The following is an 18,060-nucleotide window of genomic DNA, read 5'->3' on the forward strand; positions in this document are numbered from 1 at the left end:
AGAAGGTAGGAAAATGGCAAAGGCAAAATTCGAGCGGAACAAGCCGCACCTCAACATCGGCACCATCGGTCACGTCGACCATGGCAAGACCTCGCTGACCGCCGCAATCACCAAGGTTCTGGCCGAGACGACCGGCGGCACCGCCGTCGACTTCGCGAACATCGACAAGGCTCCGGAAGAGCGTGAGCGCGGCATCACCATCTCGACCGCGCACGTCGAGTATGAGACGACGAACCGCCACTATGCGCACGTCGACTGCCCCGGCCACGCTGACTATGTGAAGAACATGATCACCGGCGCGGCGCAGATGGACGGCGCGATCCTGGTCGTGTCGTCGACCGACGGCCCGATGCCGCAGACCCGCGAGCACATCCTGCTCGCCCGTCAGGTCGGCGTGCCCGCGATGGTCGTGTTCATGAACAAGGTCGATCTGGTCGACGACGAGGAAATCCTCGAGCTGGTCGAGCTGGAAATCCGCGAGCTGCTCAGCTCGTATGAATTCCCGGGTGACGACATCCCCGTCATCAAGGGTTCGGCGACCTGCGCTCTGTCGGGTTCGAACGACAAGTTCGGCAAGGAAGCCGTCCTCGAGCTGATGAAGGCCGTCGACGACTACATCCCGCAGCCCGAGCGTCCGCTCGACAAGCCGTTCATGATGCCGATCGAAGACGTGTTCTCGATCTCGGGTCGTGGTACGGTCGTCACCGGCCGCGTCGAGACCGGCATCGTCAAGGTTGGCGAGGAAGTCGAGATCGTCGGCATCAACGACACCCGCAAGACCACCGTCACCGGCGTCGAAATGTTCCGCAAGCTGCTCGATTCGGGTGAAGCCGGCGACAACATCGGCGCGCTGATCCGTGGCGTTGCGCGCGACCAGGTCGAGCGTGGCCAGGTGCTCTGCAAGCCGGGTTCGATCAAGCCGCACACCGACTTCAAGTCGGAAGTGTACGTCCTGTCGAAGGAAGAAGGCGGCCGTCACACCCCGTTCTTCGCGAACTATCGTCCGCAGTTCTACTTCCGCACCACGGACGTCACCGGCACCGTCGAGCTGCCTGAGGGCACCGAGATGGTCATGCCGGGCGACAACGTCGCTCTGGGCGTGAAGCTGATCGCTCCGATCGCCATGGACATCGGTCAGCGCTTCACGATCCGTGAAGGCGGCCGCACCGTCGGCGCCGGCGTCGTCAGCGCGATCGACAAGTAAGTCTCGGGCGAAAGCCTGTCACTGCTTAGGAAAGGGCCGGCCCCGGCGACGGGGTCGGCCTTTTTCGTTTGCGGGTGGGAAAATAACATCCTCACCCTCCCGGCGCTGACGCGCCTCCCTTCCTCTCCCGCTGGGAGAGGGAAGGGGCCCGCCCGCCATAGGCGGGTGGGAAGGGTGAGGGTGTTCCGATTGCCCCCTCCGGTCGCACTGGGCGAAGTCGAAGCGCACGTCCGGTGGCCCGGCCAAAGCGTGGCCTTCGACTTCGCTCGGGCTGGACGGAGGGTGGGGTTTAGGGCGATCGCCGCCCGGTTCCATCCCCTCCAACAAAAACCCTTCGCCACCCCCTTGCGGCGCCACCGGCATATGCGTATAGGCACGCGTCTTGAGGGAATCGGCTGGCACCGGAAACACCGGAGTCGGCCTTTTGCTTTTAGTGAGGGCAGGGGCGGTTCGCCGCCTTTGTCGTAACCCAGAGTTTGTTTCGGCCCAAGGTCGCCTTAACGGCGGATGGTCGAGTGCCCGGTCGGATAGCCGATCGCACTCTCCCTCCGCCCGACGGGAAACCGGAAAGCCCGCTCTTTCGCATCGGTAGGGATCATGGACAGCAATATCCGCATTCGTCTGAAGGCGTTCGACCATCGCGTGCTCGATCAGGCGACCGGCGACATCGCCGACACCGCGCGCCGCACCGGCGCTCTTATCCGCGGTCCGATCCCGCTTCCGACGCGCATCGAGAAGTTCACGGTCAACCGCGGTCCGCACATCGACAAGAAGTCGCGCGAGCAGTTCGAGGTCCGCACCTACAAGCGGATGCTCGACATCGTGCAGCCGACCCCGCAGACTGTCGATGCGCTGATGAAGCTCGACCTCGCCGCAGGTGTTGATGTCGAGATCAAGCTGGCGTAAGAGGGCCAGCGTTCCCGTGGTCGACGATTCCGTCCCACGGGATTTTGGCGTTTCCCGGTTCTGAAGTAGCCAGGAAACGCGCCGAGGTCGCTCCCGTGATCCGGCACTCTTAAGGGATACCTCCCGGTGGTTTCGCGCAAGCGAGATGGTGCCGGGGCAGCGTCCCCCGTCTGACCGGCTTGCCGGTCACCAGCCCGGGACGGGGGCTCGTTTCGCTTTATCCGGGCTGGATATGCCCCCCTTGAATGGTTCTTGGGGGCCTCTGTCGAGGAAGGAACAGGATCATGCGTACCGGCGTGATCGCGAAGAAGCTGGGGATGACCCGCCTGTTCCAGGACGATGGTCGGCACGTGCCGGTCACCGTTCTGGCGCTTGAAGGCGTACAGGTCGTCGCTCGCCGCGAGATGGATCGTGACGGCTACACCGCCGTCCAGCTTGGTGCAGGTGTCGCCAAGACCAAGAATGTTGCCAAGCCGCAGCGTGGCCACTTCGGCAAGGCCGAAGTCGAGCCCAAGCAGGTGCTGGTCGAGTTCCGCGTGAACGAAGACGGCCTGCTCGACGTCGGCGCGGAAATCTCCGCCGACCATTTCGTCGCCGGGCAGTATGTCGATATCCAGGGTCGTACCCAGGGTAAGGGCTTCGCCGGTGCGATGAAGCGCTGGAACTTCGGTGGTCTGCGCGCGACCCACGGCGTCTCGGTCTCGCACCGTTCGCATGGTTCGACCGGTAACCGTCAGGATCCGGGCCGCGTCTTCAAGAACAAGAAGATGGCCGGCCACATGGGCGACAAGAACCGCACGCAGCAGAATCTGGAAATCGTGTCGACCGACGTCGAGCGCGGCCTGATCTTCGTCAAGGGCTCGGTGCCCGGCTCGAAGGGTGGCTGGCTCATCGTCAAGGACGCGGTCAAGGTTTCGCGCCACGCGGACGCCCCGTTCCCCGCCAGCATCAAGGCGGCCGCCAACAATAACGCTTCTGCCGAGCCTGCTCCGGAAGCCACCGAGAGCCAGGAGGGCTAAGTCGTGAAGGTCAAGGTTCAATCCTTCGCCGGCACCGATGCGGCGGATATCGAGCTCAACGACGAGGTCTTCGGCCTCGATCCGCGCGCCGACATCCTGCACCGCGTTGTGACCTGGCAGCTGGAAAAGCGTCGCGCCACCGCGCGCGGCACCCGCGAGCGCGCCGATGTCGCCCGCTCGGGCAAGAAGCTCGGTCGCCAGAAGGGCGGCGGTGTCGCTCGTCACGGCGATCGTCGGGCTCCCGTCTTCATCGGCGGTGGTAAGGCGCACGGCGCTCGCGTCCGCGACTTCAACCCCGGTCTGAACAAGAAGGTTCGCGCCCTGGGTCTGAAGATGGCGCTGTCGAGCCACGCCAAGGCGGGTTCGCTGATCGTGATGAACGATCTGGCCGTCGAGGGTCACAAGACGAAGACGCTGCAGGGCGATCTGGTGAAGCTCGGCTTCGGCAAGACCGCGCTGGTCATCGATGGCGACGCCGTCGAGACGTCGTTCGCACTGGCCGCAGGCAACCTGAAGGAAATCAACATCCTTCCGGCCGCTGGCGCCAATGTCTACGACATTCTGAAGCATGACACGCTGGTGCTGACCCGCTCGGCTGTCGAGAAGCTGGAGGCCCGTTTCCATGGCTAAGCAGCAGAAGGCGATCGATCCGCGTCATTACGACGTGATCGTTGCGCCGCACATCACCGAGAAGGCGACGCTCCTGAGCGAGCACAACGCCGTGGTGTTCAAGGTCGCCTCCGGTGCTTCCAAGCCCGAGATCAAGGCGGCGGTCGAGGCTCTGTTCGACGTGACCGTCACCGGCGTGAACACGATCGTCCAGAAGGGCAAGACCAAGAAGTGGAAGGGCGCTCCGTACCAGCGCTCGGACATGAAGAAGGCGATCGTCACCCTCAAGGACGGTCAGTCCATTGACGTGACGACGGGGATCTGAGGCGATGGCACTCAAGCATTATAACCCGACGAGCCCGGCCCGCCGTGGCCTGATCCTCGTCGACCGCTCGGCGCTCTGGAAGGGCGCGCCCGTCAAGGCGCTTACCGAAGGCAAGCGCAAGACCGGCGGCCGTAACAACAAGGGCCATGTGACCAGCCGCGGTATCGCGGGCGGCCACAAGCAGCGTTACCGCTTCATCGACTTCAAGCGTCGTCAGTGGGACGTCGAGGGCACCGTGGAGCGGATCGAATATGATCCCAACCGCACCGCCTTCATCGCGCTGATCAACTACGGCGCCGACGAGGCGGGCAAGGACAACGTTGCCTACATCATCGCGCCGCAGCGTCTGGCCGTCGGTGACAAGGTCATCGCGGGCAAGAAGACCGACGTGAAGCCGGGCAACGCGATGGAACTGGGCCAGATGCCGGTCGGCACGATCGTCCACAACGTCGAGATGAAGCCCGGCAAGGGTGGTCAGATCGCACGTTCGGCCGGCACCTATGTGCAGGTCGTGGGCCGCGACAAGGGCATGGTCATCGTCCGCCTGAACTCGGGCGAGCAGCGCTACATCCATGCGAACTGCATGGCGACGGTCGGCGCGGTGTCGAACCCCGACAACGGCAACACCAACCTGGCGAAGGCTGGTCGCAACCGCTGGAAGGGCCATCGTCCGCTTACCCGTGGTGTGGCGAAGAACCCGGTCGACCACCCGCACGGCGGTGGTGAAGGCCGGACCTCGGGCGGCCGTCATCCGGTCACCCCGTGGGGCAAGCCGACCAAGGGTGCGCGCACTCGTCACAACAAGGCGACGGACAAGATGATCATCCGTAGCCGCCACGCCAAGAAGAAGGGCTAACACGCAATGGCTCGTTCCGTTTGGAAGGGTCCTTTCGTGGACCTCCATCTCCTGAAGAAGGCCGAAGTGGCTCAGGATGCCGGCAACCGCGCAGGTCCGATCAAGACCTGGTCGCGCCGCTCGACCATCCTGCCGTCGTTCGTCGGTCTCACCTTCAACGTCTACAATGGTCGCAAGTTCGTTCCCGTCTCGGTGAACGAGGACATGGTCGGCATGAAGCTCGGTGAATTCGCGCCCACGCGCTACTTCCCCGGCCACGCTGCCGACAAGAAGGGTAAGCGCTGATGTCCAAGCCCGCATCCCCCCGCAAGGTCGGTGACAAGGAAGCGCTGTCGGTCGGCACGCAGATCCGGGGTTCGGCGCAGAAGCTGAACCTGGTCGCGGGCCTGATCCGCGGCAAGAAGGTCGGCGACGCGATGAACATCCTCGCCTTCTCGACGAAGGCGATGGCCGTCGACGCGCGCAAGGTGCTCGCCTCCGCGATCGCCAATGCCGAGAACAACCACAACCTCGACGTCGACGCGCTCGTCGTCGCCGAGGCGTCGGTCGGCAAGTCGATCACCATGAAGCGTTTCGCGACGCGCGGTCGTGGCAAGTCGACCCGCATCCTGAAGCCGTTTTCGCGGCTCCGCATCGTCGTCCGCGAGCAGGAAGAAGCATAATGGGTCAGAAGAGCAATCCGATCGGCCTGCGTCTCCAGATCAACCGTACCTGGGACAGCCGCTGGTTCGCCGAGGGCCATGACTATGGCCGCCTGTTGCTGGAAGATCTGAAGATCCGCCAGTTCATCATGAAGACGCTGCCGCAGGCCGCGATCTCGAAGGTCGTCATCGAGCGTCCGGCCAAGCTGTGCCGCATCTCGATCTTCGCGGCGCGTCCGGGCGTGATCATCGGCAAGAAGGGCGCCGACATCGAAAAGCTTCGCAAGAAGCTGGGTTCGATGACCTCGTCCGAAGTGTCGCTGAACATCGTCGAGATCCGCAAGCCCGAGATCGACGCCAAGCTCGTCGCGCAGGGCGTGGCGGACCAGCTCGAGCGTCGTATCGCCTTCCGTCGCGCCATGAAGCGTGCGGTGCAGTCGGCGCTCCGTCTGGGCGCCGAGGGCATCCGTATCACTTGCGGTGGCCGTCTGGGCGGCGCGGAAATCGCGCGGACCGAATGGTATCGCGAGGGTCGCGTGCCGCTGCACACGCTGCGCGCGAACGTCGACTATGCCGAGGCACAGGCCCACACCGCTTACGGTGTGTGCGGCGTCAAGGTGTGGATCTTCAAGGGCGAGATCCTGGGCCATGATCCGATGGCGCAGGACCGGCTGATGATGGAGGCTCAGACCTCCGGCGTGCGCCCGGCGCGCGACGATCGCCGCTAAGGACCAAAGAACATGCTGCAACCAAAGCGCACCAAGTTCCGCAAGGCCTTCAAGGGCCGCATCCACGGCGATGCGAAGGGCGGCACGAGCCTGAACTTCGGTTCCTATGGCCTGAAGGCCATGGAGCCGGAGCGGATCACCGCTCGCCAGATCGAGGCGGCTCGCCGCGCGATCACGCGTCACATCAAGCGCCAGGGTCGTCTCTGGATCCGCATCTTCCCGGACGTGCCCGTCTCGTCGAAGCCTGCCGAAGTCCGCATGGGCTCGGGCAAGGGTTCGCCGGAATTCTGGGCCGCCCGCGTGAAGCCGGGTCGCATCCTGTTCGAACTCGACGGCGTCGAAGGCAAGATCGCCGCCGAAGCGTTCGAGCGCGCCGCGATGAAGCTCCCCATCAAGACCAAGGTCGTTGCCCGCCTGGGCGACACCTCGCACCTCGGAGGCGAGTAATGGCCAAGACTGAATATACCGGCCAGAGCGACGACCAGCTCGTCGAGGCGCTGGGCAACCTGAAGCGCGAGCAGTTCAACCTGCGCTTCCAGGCGGCCACGAGCCAGCTCGAAAAGCCCAGCCGGGTCAAGGAAGTCCGTCGCGACATCGCGCGGATCAAGACCATCCAGGCGCAGCGCACCGCTGCGGCTGCCAAGTAAGGACCGAGACTCATGCCGAAGCGCGTGCTGACCGGGGTGATTGTCTCGGACAAGACCGACAAGACGGTCGTCGTCAATGTGGAGCGGAAGGTTAAGCACCCCCTCTACGGCAAGATCATCCGTCGGTCGAAGAAGTATCATGCCCATGACGAGGGCAACGAATACAAGGCCGGTGAGACGGTGCGGATCGAAGAGACCGCCCCGATCTCCAAGCTGAAGACCTGGAAGGTAATCGAGCGGGTCAACACCCACTCGACGCCCGAGCGGGCTTCGGCCGAGGGCTGACCTCTCTGATTTCGGGCCCCGCGTCTCCGTTAGGGAGGAGCGGGGTTCGGACTGAGGAAACGCCCTTTCGGGGGTGACGAGCGGATTGGCCAGAGGGCGGCCTTGTGCTTGCCTTTCGGACCAGGAGTGGCTAAGGTGCCTCTCCCCCTGGCGCGGTAGCCCGCGCCGGGGGTCGTTTTTTAAGGCGGGGTAGGGTCGGTATCCTCCCCAGAAGAGAGAAGGAAGCGGATCCATGATCCAGATGCAGTCCAATCTCGACGTCGCGGACAACAGCGGCGCGAAGCGGGTGCAGTGCATCAAGGTGCTGGGCGGCTCGAAGCGCCGTACCGCATCGGTCGGCGACATCATCGTCGTCAGCGTCAAGGAAGCGCAGCCGCGTGGCCGCGTGAAGAAGGGCGACGTTCACCGCGCGGTGATCGTGCGTACCGCCAAGGACATCCGTCGCGCCGACGGTTCGGTGATCCGTTTCGACGGTAACGCCGCCGTGCTGGTCAACAAGAACGAGGAGCCGATCGGCACCCGTATCTTTGGCCCGGTCGTGCGTGAGCTTCGCGGCAAGAAGCACATGAAGATCATCTCGCTGGCGCCGGAGGTTCTGTAATGGCCGCTGCACGCATCAAGAAGGGTGACAAGGTCATCGTCCTGTCCGGCAAGGACAAGGGCAAGACCGGCACCGTGTCGCTCGCCATGCCGAAGGACGGCAAGGTCGTCGTGGACGGCGTCAACATCGCCACCCGTCACCGCAAGCCGACCCAGGCGAACCCGCAGGGTGGCCTGGAGCGCACCGCCGCTCCGCTGCACATCTCGAAGGTTGCGCACGTGACCGCCGATGGCAAGCCGACCCGCGTCCGTTTCGAGACGCAGGATGGCAAGAAGGTCCGCGTGGCCGTCAAGACCGGGGAGAAGATCGATGGCTGATTACAAGCCCCGCATGAAGGCTATCTATGATGATAGCATCGTCAAGGCGATGACCGACAAGTTCGGTTACAAGAACGTCAACGAGATCCCCCGGATCGAGAAGATCGTGCTCAACATGGGCGTGGGCGAAGCGACGCAGGACAAGAAGCGCGTCGACCAGGCCGCGTCCGAGATGGAGCTGATCGCGGGTCAGAAGCCCGTCATCACCAAGGCGAAGAAGTCGATCGCGCAGTTCAAGCTGCGTGAAGGCATGCCGATCGGTGTGAAGGTCACGCTGCGTCGCGAGCGCATGTACGAGTTCCTGGACCGCTTCATCACGATCGCGCTGCCGCGCGTTCGCGACTTCCGCGGCCTGAACCCCAAGTCCTTCGACGGTCGCGGCAACTATGCCTGCGGCATCAAGGAACAGATCATCTTCCCCGAAATCAACTATGACCGCATCGACAAGGTGCGCGGTATGGATGTGATCGTGACCACCTCGGCGAAGACCGACGACGAAGCGCGCGAGCTGCTGCGTCTCTTCGGCTTCCCGTTCCCCAAGGAAGACGCTGCCGACGAGAAGAAGGCGGCGTAACCGGACTGCCCCCTCTCCACGCCGGGGAGGGGGTCCTTACAGAAAGAGCTTAAGTCCATGGCGAAACTGAGTTCAATCAATAAGAACGAGAAGCGTCGTGCTCTCGTCAAGAAGTATGCGGGCAAGTACGCGAAGCTCAAGGCGATCGCGAACGACCAGAGCCTCGATGAGACCGAGCGTCTGATCGCGCGCCTGAAGATGGCCGAGATCCCCCGCAACGGCAACCCGACCCGTATCCGCAACCGTTGCGAGATCACCGGTCGTCCGCGTGCGTATTACCGCAAGTTCCGTCTCGCTCGCGTCATGCTGCGTGAACTGGCCAACAAGGGCCAGATCCCCGGCGTCACCAAGTCGAGCTGGTAAGGACCATTTGAGATGGCAGTGACCGATCCCCTGGGTGACTTGCTCACCCGCATCCGCAACGGCCAGCGCGCGCGCAAGGACTCCGTCCTGACGCCCGCGTCGAAGCTGCGCGCCCGCGTGCTCGACGTGCTTCAGCGCGAGGGCTATATCCGTGGCTACAGCGAAGAGCAGATGGGCCCCGCGGCCGGCATCCGCATCGAGCTGAAGTATTTCGAAGGCCAGCCCGCGATCAAGCATGTCGCGCGCGTGTCCAAGCCCGGCCGCCGTATCTATTCGGGCGCGCAGGAGCTTCCGCGCGTTCGCAACGGCCTGGGCATCACCATCGTGTCGACGCCGCGTGGCGTTCTGTCGGACGCCGAGGCGCGCGAGCAGAATGTCGGTGGCGAAGTCCTGGCGGAGGTGTTCTGATGAGCCGCATCGGTAAGAAGGCGGTCCCGGTTCCGGCCGGTGTCACCGCGACCATCGCCGACAAGGTGCTGAGCGTGAAGGGTCCCAAGGGCACCCTGTCCATGCCGCTCGCCGACGAGATCACCTATGACGTCCAGTCGGACGCCATCGCGGTGCAGCCTGCCAACGCCACGAAGCGCGCCCGCGCGTTCTGGGGCATGCAGCGCACCATGGTGCAGAATCTCGTGACCGGCGTGACCGCAGGCTTCTCGAAGAAGCTGGTCATCACCGGCGTCGGCTACCGCGCCGCCGCGCAGGGCAAGAACCTGAAGCTGCAGCTCGGCTACAGCCACGACGTCAACATCGAGGTGCCCGAGGGCATCGAGGTGAAGACGCCGGACGCCACCACCGTCGAAATCAGCGGTGCGGACAAGCAGAAGGTCGGCCAGCTGGCCGCCGAGATCCGCCGCTGGCGCAAGCCCGAGCCGTATAAGGGCAAGGGCATCAAGTACGACGGCGAGTTCATCTTCCGCAAGGAAGGGAAGAAGAAGTAATGACCAAGGGTCTCTCTCTTTTCGAGAAGCGCCGTCGGCGCAACCGTACCGCGCTGCGTGCGCGTGCGGGCACCCGTCCGCGCCTGTCGGTGCATCGCTCGGGCAAGCATATCTATGCCCAGGTGATCGACGACGAGGCAGGTCGTACCGTGGCTTCGGCCTCGACGCTGGAGAAGGACGCACGCGGCCAGTCGGGCGCGAACGTCGCAGCGGCGACCGAAGTCGGCAAGCGCGTGGCCGAACTGGCCAAGGCCGCCGGCGTCACGCAGGTCGTTTTCGACCGTGGCGGCTTCCTGTTCCACGGTCGCGTCAAGGCGCTGGCCGAGGCGGCACGCGAAGCGGGATTGGAGTTCTAATATGGCTGACGAGAACAACGTGGCCGTTGCCGGTGCCGAAGGCGCCGCGCAGGACGCGACCCAGGGTCGTGGTCCCCGGGGCGGCCGTGGCCGTGGGCCGGGCGGCGGTGACCGCGGCCGTGGTGGCCGTGACGGCAACCGTGGTCGTCGCGACGATCGTCGCGGTGGCACCGAAGACCAGGGCGAAGAGCTGATCGAAAAGCTCGTCCACATCAACCGCGTCTCGAAGACCGTGAAGGGCGGTAAGCGTTTCGGCTTCGCCGCGCTCGTCGTGGTCGGCGATGGCAAGGGACGTGCGGGCTTCGGTCATGGCAAGGCGCGCGAAGTGCCGGAAGCCATCTCGAAGGCGACGGCCGCCGCCAAGAAGGCGATGGTCCGCGTTCCGCTGAAGGACGGTCGCACGCTGCATCATGATGGCAACGGCCATTTCGGTGCGGGCCGCGTGACGGTGCGTTCGGCGCCGCAGGGCACCGGCATCATCGCCGGTGGTCCGATGCGCGCGATCTTCGAATCGCTCGGCGTTGCCGACGTGGTGACGAAGTCGGTCGGTACGTCGAACCCGTACAACATGATCCGCGCCACCTTCGAAGCGCTTGGCGAGCAGACCTCGCCCAAGTCGGTGGCGCAGCGTCGTGGCAAGAAGATCGCCGACCTGCTGGGTCGCGGTCACGGTGCCACCCAGCAGACTGCCGAGGCGGAAGCCGCGGCCGTCGTGGAGTAAGCGACCATGGCAACCATCAAGATCAAGCAGACCGGTTCGCCGATCCGCCGCACCAAGGACCAGCGCGCGACCCTCGTCGGCCTGGGCCTGAACAAGATGCACAAGGTCTCCGAGCTTCAGGACAGCCCTGAAGTCCGCGGCATGATCCGCAAGGTGCAGCACATGGTTCAGGTGGTGGACTGAGGCACTTCGGGATCGCTCCCGCCCCGTTCGCATCGAGCGAAGTAGAGATGGAGGCCCCTGGCCTTCGACTTCGCTGAGGCTGAACGGCGGTCGGGGGCAGTCCCGGTCTCACATCCGTCACATTGAACAGTGACAAACACGGGGAAGGGGGCTATGCGGCCCCCTTCCTTTTATCCAGCGGCCGTGATTCTCGACGAGTGACGGCCATGCGCGAAACAAGCGAAAGCGAGTGCAAATCATGAAGCTGAACGAACTTTTCGACAACCAGGGTGCCCGCAAGTCCAAGATCCGCGTCGGTCGCGGTATCGGTTCGGGCAAGGGCAAGACCGGTGGTCGCGGCGTCAAGGGCCAGAAGAGCCGTGAGGGCGTGTCCATCGCGGGCTTCGAGGGCGGTCAGATGCCGCTCCACATGCGTCTGCCGAAGCGTGGCTTCAACAACATCTTCGGCAAGGACTATGCCGAGGTGAACCTGGGCGCGATCCAGAAGGCGGTCGACTCGGGCAAGCTGAAGACCGACGGCACGATCGACCATGCCGCGCTGAAGGCCGCTGGCCTGGCGCGTGGCGGCAAGGACGGCGTCCGTCTGCTCGGCAAGGGCGAACTGACCACCAAGCTGTCGTTCGTCGTGCAGGGCGTGTCGGCGTCGGCGCGCGAAGCGGTCGAGAAGGCCGGTGGTTCGGTCGACGTGCCGCATGTCGTGCCCGCCGCCGAGAAGGCCGCCGCGAAGAAGGGCAAGACCCGCGCCGCGAAGCTCGCCGCCAAGGCCTGAGCCGGACAGGATCCGCCGCTGTCGGCTGGCCAACGCCACCATGACAGCGGCGGATTTTTCCATCCGGATTAGACAAGCGCGTCATCGCGCCTATATGAGCGGCGGGGCGGTTCAAAACGCATCCCGCCGTTTTTCGTTTCCAGGATAACGCAACAGCTATGGCATCCGCAGCCGACCAGATGGCGCAAAGCATCAGCCTGGCGAAATTCGCCAAGGCCACCGACCTCAAGAAGCGGCTGTGGTTCACGATCGGTGCGCTGATCGTCTTCCGCCTGCTCAGCTATGTTCCGCTGCCGGGCGTCGACCCGACCGCGCTGGGCCTGCTGAGCCAGAAGACCACGGGCGGCGTGCTCGACTTCTTCAACACCTTCTCTGGCGGTTCGCTCAGCCGCATGTCGCTGATCGCGCTGGGCGTGATGCCGTACATCACGGCCTCGATCGTCGTGCAGCTCGCGACCTCGCTGAGCCCGCAGCTCGCCGCCATCAAGAAGGAAGGCGAGAGCGGCCGCAAGAAGCTGAACCAATATACCCGCTACGGCACCGTGCTACTGACGGCGATCCAGGGCTATTTCATCGCCGTGGGCCTCGAGACGCTGGGCGCCAGCCAGGGCATCCAGGCGGTGATCGAGCCGGGCATGACCTTCCGCATCGCGGCGGTCATCTCGCTGATCGGCGGTACGATGTTCCTGATGTGGCTGGGCGAGCAGATCACCAGCCGGGGCATCGGCAACGGCGTCTCGCTCATCATCATGGCGGGCATCGTCGCGCACCTGCCGACGACGCTGGTCAACCTGCTCGAAGGCGGCCGCACCGGCAGCATCGATCCGGTCCGTCTGATCGGCATCGTCGTCGCGGTCGTCGTGCTCGTCCTGTTCATCTGCTTCATGGAGCGTGCGCAGCGCCGCATCCTGATCCAGTATCCCAAGCGCGCGACGCAGCGCGGGATGCAGGCCGATCGCAGCCACCTGCCGCTGAAGATCAACACGGCGGGCGTGATCCCTCCGATCTTCGCGTCGTCGCTGCTGCTGATGCCGTTGACCATCTCGCAGTTCGCGGGGCAGCGCGTCGCGGGCGAGAGCCGCTGGGGCGACTTCATCATCAGCCTGAACCAGTATCTGCAGCATGGCTCGCCGGTCTATATGCTGCTCTACGGTGCGGGCATCGTGTTCTTCTCGTTCTTCTACACCGCGGTCGTGTTCAACCCGGAAGAGACGGCGGACAATCTGAAGCGCTATGGCGGCTTCATCCCCGGCATCCGTCCGGGCAAGAACACCGAGACCTATCTGGACTATGTCCTGACCCGCATCACGGTCATCGGCGCGGCCTATCTGACGATTATCTGTCTGCTGCCCGAATATCTGGTCTCGGCATTGCAGATCCCCTTCTATCTGGGCGGCACCAGCCTGCTGATCGTCGTGAACGTGACGATGGACACGGTGACGCAGATCCAGAGCCATCTGCTCGCGCATCAATATGGCGACCTGATCAAGAAGGCGAAGCTGAAGGGCGGCCGCCTGCGTTGATCGCGCGGCAGCTTGACGAGAAAAAGGGGAGAGTGACGTGGGCGTGAACATCATCCTGCTGGGTCCGCCGGGCGCGGGCAAGGGAACCCAGGCGCAGCGGCTGGTGGCCAATCGCGGCATGGTGCAGCTGTCGACCGGCGACATGCTGCGCGCGGCGGTCAAGGCGGGCACGCCCGTCGGGCTTCAGGCCAAGGCGGTGATGGACGCGGGCGAACTGGTGTCGGACGCGATCGTCTCGGCGCTGATCGGCGAGCGGCTGGATCAGGCCGAAGCCGAGAGCGGCGCGATCTTCGACGGCTATCCCCGCACCGCCGCGCAGGCCGAGGCGCTGGACGTGCTGCTGGCCGAGCGCGGCAAGGCGCTGGATCATGTCATCGAGCTGGCGGTGGACGAGGATGCGCTGGTCGAGCGGATCACGGGACGCTTCACCTGCGCATCGTGCGGTACGGGCTATCACGACAGCTTCAAGCCGACCCGGGTCGAGGGCGTGTGCGATGTCTGCGGCGCGACCGAGTTCAAGCGGCGGCCCGACGACAATGCCGAGACGGTCCGCACGCGGATGGCCGAGTATCGTGCCAAGACGGCGCCGATCCTGCCCATCTACGAGGCGCGCGGGATCGTGACGCGGGTCGACGGCATGGGCGCGATGGATGCGGTCGGTGCGGCGATCGATGCGGTGCTGGATCGCTGATCCTGCCTGGCGATGCGAAGGGGGCGTTCCCGCGAGGGAGCGCCCTTTTTTTGTTTAGGCTGGCGTTGGTCTCGGTGAGACACCGTGCCCTCCCCCCGCCCCTCCCGCCTGCGGGAGGGGCGGGGGGAGGGGAGGGCGGTCCTGCGAAACCGGGCGCTGCGCTGAAGCCCCTCCTCCCGGCAGGGGGGAGGGGTTTGGGGTGGGGGGCGGGCCACGGGCTGCCGACCTGGTGATGGCACGCGAAACCCCCTCGTGCTGGGCCGTCCACGCCACTAGACCTTGAACCATGACCGCGCTGATCGCCGACTATTATCGCCACCTGACGGTCGACCTTCGCCGATCCGACCACACGGTCCGCGCCTATGTCGCGACCGCTGAGCGGCTATGCGGATTCCTCGCGGAGCATTGGGGCGCGGCGGTCGATGGTGCGGCGCTTGCGCACATCACTGCCGCCGACCTGCGCGCCTATCTCGCGCATCGCCGGGGAAAGGGACTGACCCCTGCCTCGACCGCGCGGGAATTGTCGGCGGTCCGCACCTTCCTGCACTGGGCGGGCGTCGAGCCACCCGCGCTGAAAGGCCCCCGCCGCAAGCGAAGCATCCCTCGCCCGCAAGCCCCCGCCGACATCATGGCCCTGTCGGAGGAGGTGGCCGAAAGTGCCGCCCAACCCTGGATCGCGGCGCGGGATTGGGCGGTATTGCTGCTGCTCTACGGCGCCGGGCTGCGGATCGGGGAGGCGATGATGCTCCCGGCCAGCGTCCTCCCGCTCGGCGAGACGATGCGGGTCACCGGCAAGCGCGGCAAGACGCGGATCGTGCCGCTGTTGCCCGAGCTGCGCGAGGCGATCGAGCGCTATGCCGCGATGGTGCCATTCGTGATCGAGCCGGGCGAGCCGCTGTTTCGCGGCGCCAAGGGGGGGCCCCTGTCACCTGCGATCATCCGGCGGTCGGTGCAGGGGGCGCGAGACCGGTTGGGGCTGGGTGCGCGAGCGACGCCGCACGCCCTGCGCCACAGCTTCGCGACGCACCTGCTGGGGCGCGGGGCCGATCTGCGCCAGCTTCAGGAACTGCTCGGCCATGCGAGCCTCAGTTCGACGCAGGTCTATACGGCGGTCGACGCCGCCCATCTGCTCGACGTGTACCGGACGGCTCACCCGCGCGCCTGACGTCAGCGATCGCGGTGCGGCTTCCAGGTGGCGACCCGCCAGAGATAGCCGATGACGATGGCGGCCGTCATGACGATCGCGGCGGGGCCGACATAGCGGTTGATCGCCTCGAAATTCGCTCCCAGCCACAGCCCGGCATAAGCGAGGATCGCGTTCCAGATCGTACTACCCGCAAAGGTCCACAGCAGGAACTTGCCCAGCGGCATCTTCGTGATTCCGGCGGGGAGCGAGATCAGCGTGCGGAAGGCGGGCATGAACCGGAAGACGAACACGACCCAGCCGCCATGGCGGACGAAGAACAGGTGCAGCCGCTCGACATCGCGCCATTCCATCGTCAGCCAGCGGCCATGCTTGTCGATGAACGGGCGGAACCGTTCATAGCCGATGTGGCGGCCGACCGCATACCAGGCATAATTGCCGGCCGTCGTACCGGCGGTCCCCCACAGGATCAGTGGAATCATCTCCATCCGCCCGCGCGCCACCGCCATGCCGCCCAGGCCCATGATGACCTCCGACGGAATGGGGGGCACGATATTTTCCAGCGCCATCAGCAGGAAGATGCCGAAATAGCCGCCCCAGGCGATCAGGTTCAGGATGAAATCGGTCATGCGTACAGGGATGTACCGATGAGGGGAGGGGCGGTTCCCCTATCGCGTGCCGCCAGGTGACGGAAGGGGGAAGCCGCTTGACGGCGCGCGGCGGTTGCGCGAACCCCAAACCATGGCCGACACATCCAAGACATCGGAGACGAAGGACACGCTGCGCTTCCTGCTGAAGCTGGCGCTGTTCGTCTTCATCCTGCGCAGCTTCATCGTGACGTCGTTCGTCATCCCATCGGAGTCGATGCTGCCGCGTCTGCTGGTCGGCGACTATCTTTTCGTGACGAAATGGAATTACGGCTATTCGCGCTGGTCGCTGCCCTTCGGCGTGCCGTTGCTGCCCGGCCGGATCCTGGGCCGCGATCCCGCGCGGGGCGATGTGGTGGTGTTCCGTTCGCCGGGGCCCGACGATCACGACGTCATCAAGCGGGTGATCGGGCTGCCCGGTGATACGATCCAGGTGACGAACGGCCAGGTGATCCTGAACGGTCGCCCGATTCCGAAGCAGCGCCTGGCCGATTTCGTCCTGCCGCTGACTCCCAATTTCAATGCCGACAAATGCGGGCCGTTCCTCGACACGGTCGCGGGCAAGCCGGTCTGCCGCTATGCGCGGTTCCGCGAAACGCTGCCCAACGGCAAGAGCTATGAGGTGCTCGACCAGGGGAATTTCCCCGATCGCGACGACACCGTCGTCTATAAGGTCCCTGCGGGCAGCGTCTTCCTGATGGGCGACAATCGCGACGACTCGGCGGACAGCCGCTTCGCGCCGCCGATGGGCATGGGCTATATCCCGATGGAGCGGCTGGAGGGGCGCGCGGCGATCGTGTTCTTCTCGACCGATGGCTCGGCCGAATGGATCAAGCCCTGGACCTGGGTGTCGGCCGCACGCTGGAACCGTGTCGGAGGCGGATTTTGAGCGGCTTCGATGAGTGGCTGACGAAGATCCTTGGCCGCGCCCCCACGGATACCGGTCCTTTCCAGCGCGCACTGACCCATGGCAGCCAGGCCGCCGAGAATTACGAGCGGCTCGAGTTTCTGGGCGACCGGGTCTTGGGCCTGATCATGGCCGAATGGCTGTGGGAGCAGTTCCCGAACGAGCCCGAGGGGCAATTGTCGCGGCGGCTCAACACGCTGGTGACGGGTGCTGTGTGCGCGGACGTGGCGCGCGACCTGGGCGTGCGCGACCATTTGCGGCTTGGCAAGCAGGCGCGCGACGATGGCGCCTCGGACAGCGACAATGTGCTGGGCGATGTGATGGAGGCGCTGATCGGTGCCTGGTATCGCGAGGCGGGGCTGGAGGCGGCGCGCGCCTTCGTCCGTTCGGCCTGGGGGGACCGGGTGCACGCGCAGGGCAAGGCGCCGCAGCATCCCAAGTCGGCGCTGCAGGAATGGGCCGCGGCGCATAACCGCAAGGCGCCCGAATATGTGGTGACGGACCGCTCGGGCCCGCATCACGCGCCGCGCTTTACGGTGACGGTGCGGATCAACCGCTCGGGTGAGGCCAGCGCGATGGGGGCCAACAAGCAAGAGGCGGAGACGGCGGCCGCGAAGGCGTTGTTGGCGAAGTTGAACGGGTGAGAGGGGGACGTGGGCCCCGACTTGGCTAAGCCTGAACGGGGTTTGGATAAGCGGTGATGTCTAGCCGGGGACGGATGCGGGGGAGTAATCCCCCGACATCCGCCCAGGCCGACCGTCCCGGCTTAACGCTTGGCCGCCGCAGCCGCCTTCCGCGCCTGGACCTTGGCGTGGTGGTGACCGACCGCGCAGCCCGCCGCCGCACCCAGAACCGCATGGCCCTTGCCGACGAAATGTCCGCCGACGCCGCCCACGGCAGCGCCCTTGAGGCAGCCCTTGGCCGAAGCGGGACCGGCGACGGTGAGCAGCGCGGCGGCCGACAGGGCGGTGAGAAGGGTCTTCATGGCATCTCTCCTTGCACTGAAATCGTGGGGCGAAAAATGCGCGCACCGCGGTGGCCGTTCCGTGATGGCCCCATTACATTCTGTCCATGCTGGCTTTCCCTTGCCGGGGAGGGGGCAT

Annotated in this window: 29 protein-coding genes; 27 read left to right on the forward strand and 2 right to left on the reverse strand. The window is 65.2% G+C overall.

The features are described 5' to 3' along the window. The first annotated feature begins 13 nt into the window (after positions 1–13). The 25 genes from tuf to LRP66_RS04155 all read left to right on the forward strand — a co-directional run bounded on the left by tuf (position 14) and on the right by LRP66_RS04155 (position 15,424). A complete protein-coding gene (gene tuf / locus LRP66_RS04035; protein ID WP_230481231.1) occupies positions 14–1,204 on the forward strand; it encodes an elongation factor Tu in 1,191 nt (396 codons plus the stop codon). A 597-nt stretch (positions 1,205–1,801) separates the two neighbouring features. Beyond that, positions 1,802–2,110 carry a 30S ribosomal protein S10 gene (gene rpsJ / locus LRP66_RS04040; RefSeq protein WP_007406109.1) on the forward strand — a complete coding sequence of 103 codons (309 nt, stop codon included), beginning with the start codon at positions 1,802–1,804 and terminating at the stop codon, positions 2,108–2,110. Positions 2,111–2,394: 284 nt separating this feature from the next. Further along, the gene (gene rplC / locus LRP66_RS04045; RefSeq protein ID WP_230481232.1) at positions 2,395–3,129 is read left to right on the forward strand and encodes a 50S ribosomal protein L3; all 735 of its coding nucleotides are present in this window, start codon (positions 2,395–2,397) and stop codon (positions 3,127–3,129) included. Between the two features lie 3 nt (positions 3,130–3,132). Further along, positions 3,133–3,759, forward strand: a complete 627-nt coding sequence (rplD, locus tag LRP66_RS04050) for a 50S ribosomal protein L4 (RefSeq protein WP_230481233.1) — start codon at positions 3,133–3,135, stop codon at positions 3,757–3,759. Then, positions 3,752–4,063 (forward strand): 50S ribosomal protein L23, encoded by a 312-nt coding sequence (locus tag LRP66_RS04055; protein WP_230481234.1) that lies wholly within the window; start codon positions 3,752–3,754, stop codon positions 4,061–4,063. The genes rplD and LRP66_RS04055 overlap by 8 nt, the downstream gene beginning before the upstream one ends. Before the next feature lie 4 nt (positions 4,064–4,067). Beyond that, positions 4,068–4,919 carry a 50S ribosomal protein L2 gene (gene rplB / locus LRP66_RS04060; RefSeq protein WP_230481235.1) on the forward strand — a complete coding sequence of 284 codons (852 nt, stop codon included), beginning with the start codon at positions 4,068–4,070 and terminating at the stop codon, positions 4,917–4,919. 6 nt (positions 4,920–4,925) lie between these two features. After that, a complete protein-coding gene (rpsS, locus tag LRP66_RS04065; protein WP_037569384.1) occupies positions 4,926–5,204 on the forward strand; it encodes a 30S ribosomal protein S19 in 279 nt (92 codons plus the stop codon). Next, a complete protein-coding gene (gene rplV, locus LRP66_RS04070; RefSeq protein WP_230481236.1) occupies positions 5,204–5,581 on the forward strand; it encodes a 50S ribosomal protein L22 in 378 nt (125 codons plus the stop codon). Before rpsS ends, rplV begins: the two co-directional genes overlap by 1 nt. Continuing rightward, the gene (rpsC, locus tag LRP66_RS04075) at positions 5,581–6,288 is read left to right on the forward strand and encodes a 30S ribosomal protein S3 (protein ID WP_230481237.1); all 708 of its coding nucleotides are present in this window, start codon (positions 5,581–5,583) and stop codon (positions 6,286–6,288) included. The genes rplV and rpsC overlap by 1 nt, the downstream gene beginning before the upstream one ends. 12 nt (positions 6,289–6,300) lie before the next feature. Next, on the forward strand, positions 6,301–6,735 hold the full coding sequence (gene rplP, locus LRP66_RS04080) for a 50S ribosomal protein L16 (RefSeq protein WP_230481238.1): 435 nt from the start codon (positions 6,301–6,303) through the stop codon (positions 6,733–6,735). Next, the gene (rpmC, locus tag LRP66_RS04085) at positions 6,735–6,935 is read left to right on the forward strand and encodes a 50S ribosomal protein L29 (protein ID WP_007406063.1); all 201 of its coding nucleotides are present in this window, start codon (positions 6,735–6,737) and stop codon (positions 6,933–6,935) included. The genes rplP and rpmC overlap by 1 nt, the downstream gene beginning before the upstream one ends. A gap of 12 nt (positions 6,936–6,947) precedes the next feature. After that, on the forward strand, positions 6,948–7,220 hold the full coding sequence (gene rpsQ / locus LRP66_RS04090; RefSeq protein ID WP_230481239.1) for a 30S ribosomal protein S17: 273 nt from the start codon (positions 6,948–6,950) through the stop codon (positions 7,218–7,220). Positions 7,221–7,452: 232 nt separating this feature from the next. Further along, positions 7,453–7,821 carry a 50S ribosomal protein L14 gene (gene rplN / locus LRP66_RS04095; RefSeq protein ID WP_007406105.1) on the forward strand — a complete coding sequence of 123 codons (369 nt, stop codon included), beginning with the start codon at positions 7,453–7,455 and terminating at the stop codon, positions 7,819–7,821. After that, entirely contained in the window at positions 7,821–8,138 is a 318-nt protein-coding gene (gene rplX / locus LRP66_RS04100; RefSeq protein WP_007406132.1) for a 50S ribosomal protein L24, read from the forward strand. The genes rplN and rplX overlap by 1 nt, the downstream gene beginning before the upstream one ends. Continuing rightward, positions 8,131–8,712, forward strand: a complete 582-nt coding sequence (gene rplE / locus LRP66_RS04105; protein WP_042491169.1) for a 50S ribosomal protein L5 — start codon at positions 8,131–8,133, stop codon at positions 8,710–8,712. Before rplX ends, rplE begins: the two co-directional genes overlap by 8 nt. 57 nt (positions 8,713–8,769) lie before the next feature. Next, on the forward strand, positions 8,770–9,075 hold the full coding sequence (gene rpsN / locus LRP66_RS04110; RefSeq protein ID WP_042491166.1) for a 30S ribosomal protein S14: 306 nt from the start codon (positions 8,770–8,772) through the stop codon (positions 9,073–9,075). A 12-nt stretch (positions 9,076–9,087) separates the two neighbouring features. Continuing rightward, positions 9,088–9,483 carry a 30S ribosomal protein S8 gene (gene rpsH, locus LRP66_RS04115; protein ID WP_037569377.1) on the forward strand — a complete coding sequence of 132 codons (396 nt, stop codon included), beginning with the start codon at positions 9,088–9,090 and terminating at the stop codon, positions 9,481–9,483. Continuing rightward, entirely contained in the window at positions 9,483–10,016 is a 534-nt protein-coding gene (gene rplF, locus LRP66_RS04120) for a 50S ribosomal protein L6 (protein ID WP_230481240.1), read from the forward strand. Before rpsH ends, rplF begins: the two co-directional genes overlap by 1 nt. Further along, the gene (gene rplR, locus LRP66_RS04125; RefSeq protein ID WP_230481241.1) at positions 10,016–10,372 is read left to right on the forward strand and encodes a 50S ribosomal protein L18; all 357 of its coding nucleotides are present in this window, start codon (positions 10,016–10,018) and stop codon (positions 10,370–10,372) included. Before rplF ends, rplR begins: the two co-directional genes overlap by 1 nt. A gap of 1 nt (position 10,373) precedes the next feature. Further along, on the forward strand, positions 10,374–11,093 hold the full coding sequence (gene rpsE / locus LRP66_RS04130; protein ID WP_230481242.1) for a 30S ribosomal protein S5: 720 nt from the start codon (positions 10,374–10,376) through the stop codon (positions 11,091–11,093). Between the two features lie 6 nt (positions 11,094–11,099). Further along, positions 11,100–11,276: a 50S ribosomal protein L30 gene (gene rpmD, locus LRP66_RS04135; protein WP_042491154.1), complete on the forward strand. Its 177-nt coding sequence runs from the start codon at positions 11,100–11,102 to the stop codon at positions 11,274–11,276. Between the two features lie 238 nt (positions 11,277–11,514). Continuing rightward, positions 11,515–12,045, forward strand: a complete 531-nt coding sequence (rplO, locus tag LRP66_RS04140) for a 50S ribosomal protein L15 (protein WP_230481243.1) — start codon at positions 11,515–11,517, stop codon at positions 12,043–12,045. A gap of 158 nt (positions 12,046–12,203) precedes the next feature. Continuing rightward, positions 12,204–13,568, forward strand: a complete 1,365-nt coding sequence (gene secY, locus LRP66_RS04145) for a preprotein translocase subunit SecY (RefSeq protein ID WP_230481244.1) — start codon at positions 12,204–12,206, stop codon at positions 13,566–13,568. 43 nt (positions 13,569–13,611) lie between these two features. After that, on the forward strand, positions 13,612–14,259 hold the full coding sequence (locus LRP66_RS04150) for an adenylate kinase (protein ID WP_230481451.1): 648 nt from the start codon (positions 13,612–13,614) through the stop codon (positions 14,257–14,259). Between the two features lie 286 nt (positions 14,260–14,545). Further along, positions 14,546–15,424, forward strand: a complete 879-nt coding sequence (locus tag LRP66_RS04155) for a tyrosine recombinase XerC (RefSeq protein WP_230481245.1) — start codon at positions 14,546–14,548, stop codon at positions 15,422–15,424. Positions 15,425–15,426: 2 nt separating this feature from the next. On the opposite strand, the gene LRP66_RS04160 is transcribed toward LRP66_RS04155, so the two are convergent. Next, the gene (locus LRP66_RS04160; protein ID WP_230481246.1) at positions 15,427–16,032 is read right to left on the reverse strand and encodes a DedA family protein; all 606 of its coding nucleotides are present in this window, start codon (positions 16,030–16,032) and stop codon (positions 15,427–15,429) included. A gap of 112 nt (positions 16,033–16,144) precedes the next feature. Here LRP66_RS04160 and lepB point away from each other — a divergent pair, with 112 nt between their 5' ends. Then, positions 16,145–16,939 (forward strand): signal peptidase I, encoded by a 795-nt coding sequence (gene lepB / locus LRP66_RS04165; protein ID WP_230481247.1) that lies wholly within the window; start codon positions 16,145–16,147, stop codon positions 16,937–16,939. Beyond that, complete coding sequence (gene rnc / locus LRP66_RS04170) at positions 16,894–17,601, forward strand: ribonuclease III (protein WP_230481452.1); 708 nt, start codon at positions 16,894–16,896, stop codon at positions 17,599–17,601. The genes lepB and rnc overlap by 46 nt, the downstream gene beginning before the upstream one ends. Positions 17,602–17,723: 122 nt before the next feature. Here the strand turns inward: rnc and LRP66_RS04175 are convergent, their stop codons facing one another. After that, positions 17,724–17,942 (reverse strand): hypothetical protein, encoded by a 219-nt coding sequence (locus LRP66_RS04175; protein WP_230481248.1) that lies wholly within the window; start codon positions 17,940–17,942, stop codon positions 17,724–17,726. Positions 17,943–18,060 lie beyond the last annotated feature (118 nt).

Origin of the sequence: Sphingomonas sp. Leaf21 (genome assembly GCF_916858675.1) — a bacterium.
Lineage (GTDB): Bacteria > Pseudomonadota > Alphaproteobacteria > Sphingomonadales > Sphingomonadaceae > Sphingomonas.

What these genes read in the sequence shown, in the direction of transcription:
- rplC (WP_230481232.1), top strand. Translation starts at nt 2,395, where the DNA reads ATGCGTACCGGCGTGATCGCGAAGAAGCTGGGGATGACCCGCCTGTTC.
- secY (WP_230481244.1), top strand. Translation starts at nt 12,204, where the DNA reads ATGGCATCCGCAGCCGACCAGATGGCGCAAAGCATCAGCCTGGCGAAA.
- rplF (WP_230481240.1), top strand. Translation starts at nt 9,483, where the DNA reads ATGAGCCGCATCGGTAAGAAGGCGGTCCCGGTTCCGGCCGGTGTCACC.
- rplO (WP_230481243.1), top strand. Translation starts at nt 11,515, where the DNA reads ATGAAGCTGAACGAACTTTTCGACAACCAGGGTGCCCGCAAGTCCAAG.
- LRP66_RS04175 (WP_230481248.1), bottom strand. Translation starts at nt 17,942, where the DNA reads ATGAAGACCCTTCTCACCGCCCTGTCGGCCGCCGCGCTGCTCACCGTC.
- LRP66_RS04055 (WP_230481234.1), top strand. Translation starts at nt 3,752, where the DNA reads ATGGCTAAGCAGCAGAAGGCGATCGATCCGCGTCATTACGACGTGATC.
- rplV (WP_230481236.1), top strand. Translation starts at nt 5,204, where the DNA reads ATGTCCAAGCCCGCATCCCCCCGCAAGGTCGGTGACAAGGAAGCGCTG.
- rpmD (WP_042491154.1), top strand. Translation starts at nt 11,100, where the DNA reads ATGGCAACCATCAAGATCAAGCAGACCGGTTCGCCGATCCGCCGCACC.
- rpsQ (WP_230481239.1), top strand. Translation starts at nt 6,948, where the DNA reads ATGCCGAAGCGCGTGCTGACCGGGGTGATTGTCTCGGACAAGACCGAC.
- rplP (WP_230481238.1), top strand. Translation starts at nt 6,301, where the DNA reads ATGCTGCAACCAAAGCGCACCAAGTTCCGCAAGGCCTTCAAGGGCCGC.
- rpsH (WP_037569377.1), top strand. Translation starts at nt 9,088, where the DNA reads ATGGCAGTGACCGATCCCCTGGGTGACTTGCTCACCCGCATCCGCAAC.
- rplB (WP_230481235.1), top strand. Translation starts at nt 4,068, where the DNA reads ATGGCACTCAAGCATTATAACCCGACGAGCCCGGCCCGCCGTGGCCTG.
- rplE (WP_042491169.1), top strand. Translation starts at nt 8,131, where the DNA reads ATGGCTGATTACAAGCCCCGCATGAAGGCTATCTATGATGATAGCATC.
- rplN (WP_007406105.1), top strand. Translation starts at nt 7,453, where the DNA reads ATGATCCAGATGCAGTCCAATCTCGACGTCGCGGACAACAGCGGCGCG.
- rplX (WP_007406132.1), top strand. Translation starts at nt 7,821, where the DNA reads ATGGCCGCTGCACGCATCAAGAAGGGTGACAAGGTCATCGTCCTGTCC.
- rplR (WP_230481241.1), top strand. Translation starts at nt 10,016, where the DNA reads ATGACCAAGGGTCTCTCTCTTTTCGAGAAGCGCCGTCGGCGCAACCGT.
- rpsS (WP_037569384.1), top strand. Translation starts at nt 4,926, where the DNA reads ATGGCTCGTTCCGTTTGGAAGGGTCCTTTCGTGGACCTCCATCTCCTG.
- rpmC (WP_007406063.1), top strand. Translation starts at nt 6,735, where the DNA reads ATGGCCAAGACTGAATATACCGGCCAGAGCGACGACCAGCTCGTCGAG.
- LRP66_RS04155 (WP_230481245.1), top strand. Translation starts at nt 14,546, where the DNA reads ATGACCGCGCTGATCGCCGACTATTATCGCCACCTGACGGTCGACCTT.
- rpsE (WP_230481242.1), top strand. Translation starts at nt 10,374, where the DNA reads ATGGCTGACGAGAACAACGTGGCCGTTGCCGGTGCCGAAGGCGCCGCG.
- lepB (WP_230481247.1), top strand. Translation starts at nt 16,145, where the DNA reads ATGGCCGACACATCCAAGACATCGGAGACGAAGGACACGCTGCGCTTC.
- rpsN (WP_042491166.1), top strand. Translation starts at nt 8,770, where the DNA reads ATGGCGAAACTGAGTTCAATCAATAAGAACGAGAAGCGTCGTGCTCTC.
- LRP66_RS04160 (WP_230481246.1), bottom strand. Translation starts at nt 16,032, where the DNA reads ATGACCGATTTCATCCTGAACCTGATCGCCTGGGGCGGCTATTTCGGC.
- rpsC (WP_230481237.1), top strand. Translation starts at nt 5,581, where the DNA reads ATGGGTCAGAAGAGCAATCCGATCGGCCTGCGTCTCCAGATCAACCGT.
- tuf (WP_230481231.1), top strand. Translation starts at nt 14, where the DNA reads ATGGCAAAGGCAAAATTCGAGCGGAACAAGCCGCACCTCAACATCGGC.
- rpsJ (WP_007406109.1), top strand. Translation starts at nt 1,802, where the DNA reads ATGGACAGCAATATCCGCATTCGTCTGAAGGCGTTCGACCATCGCGTG.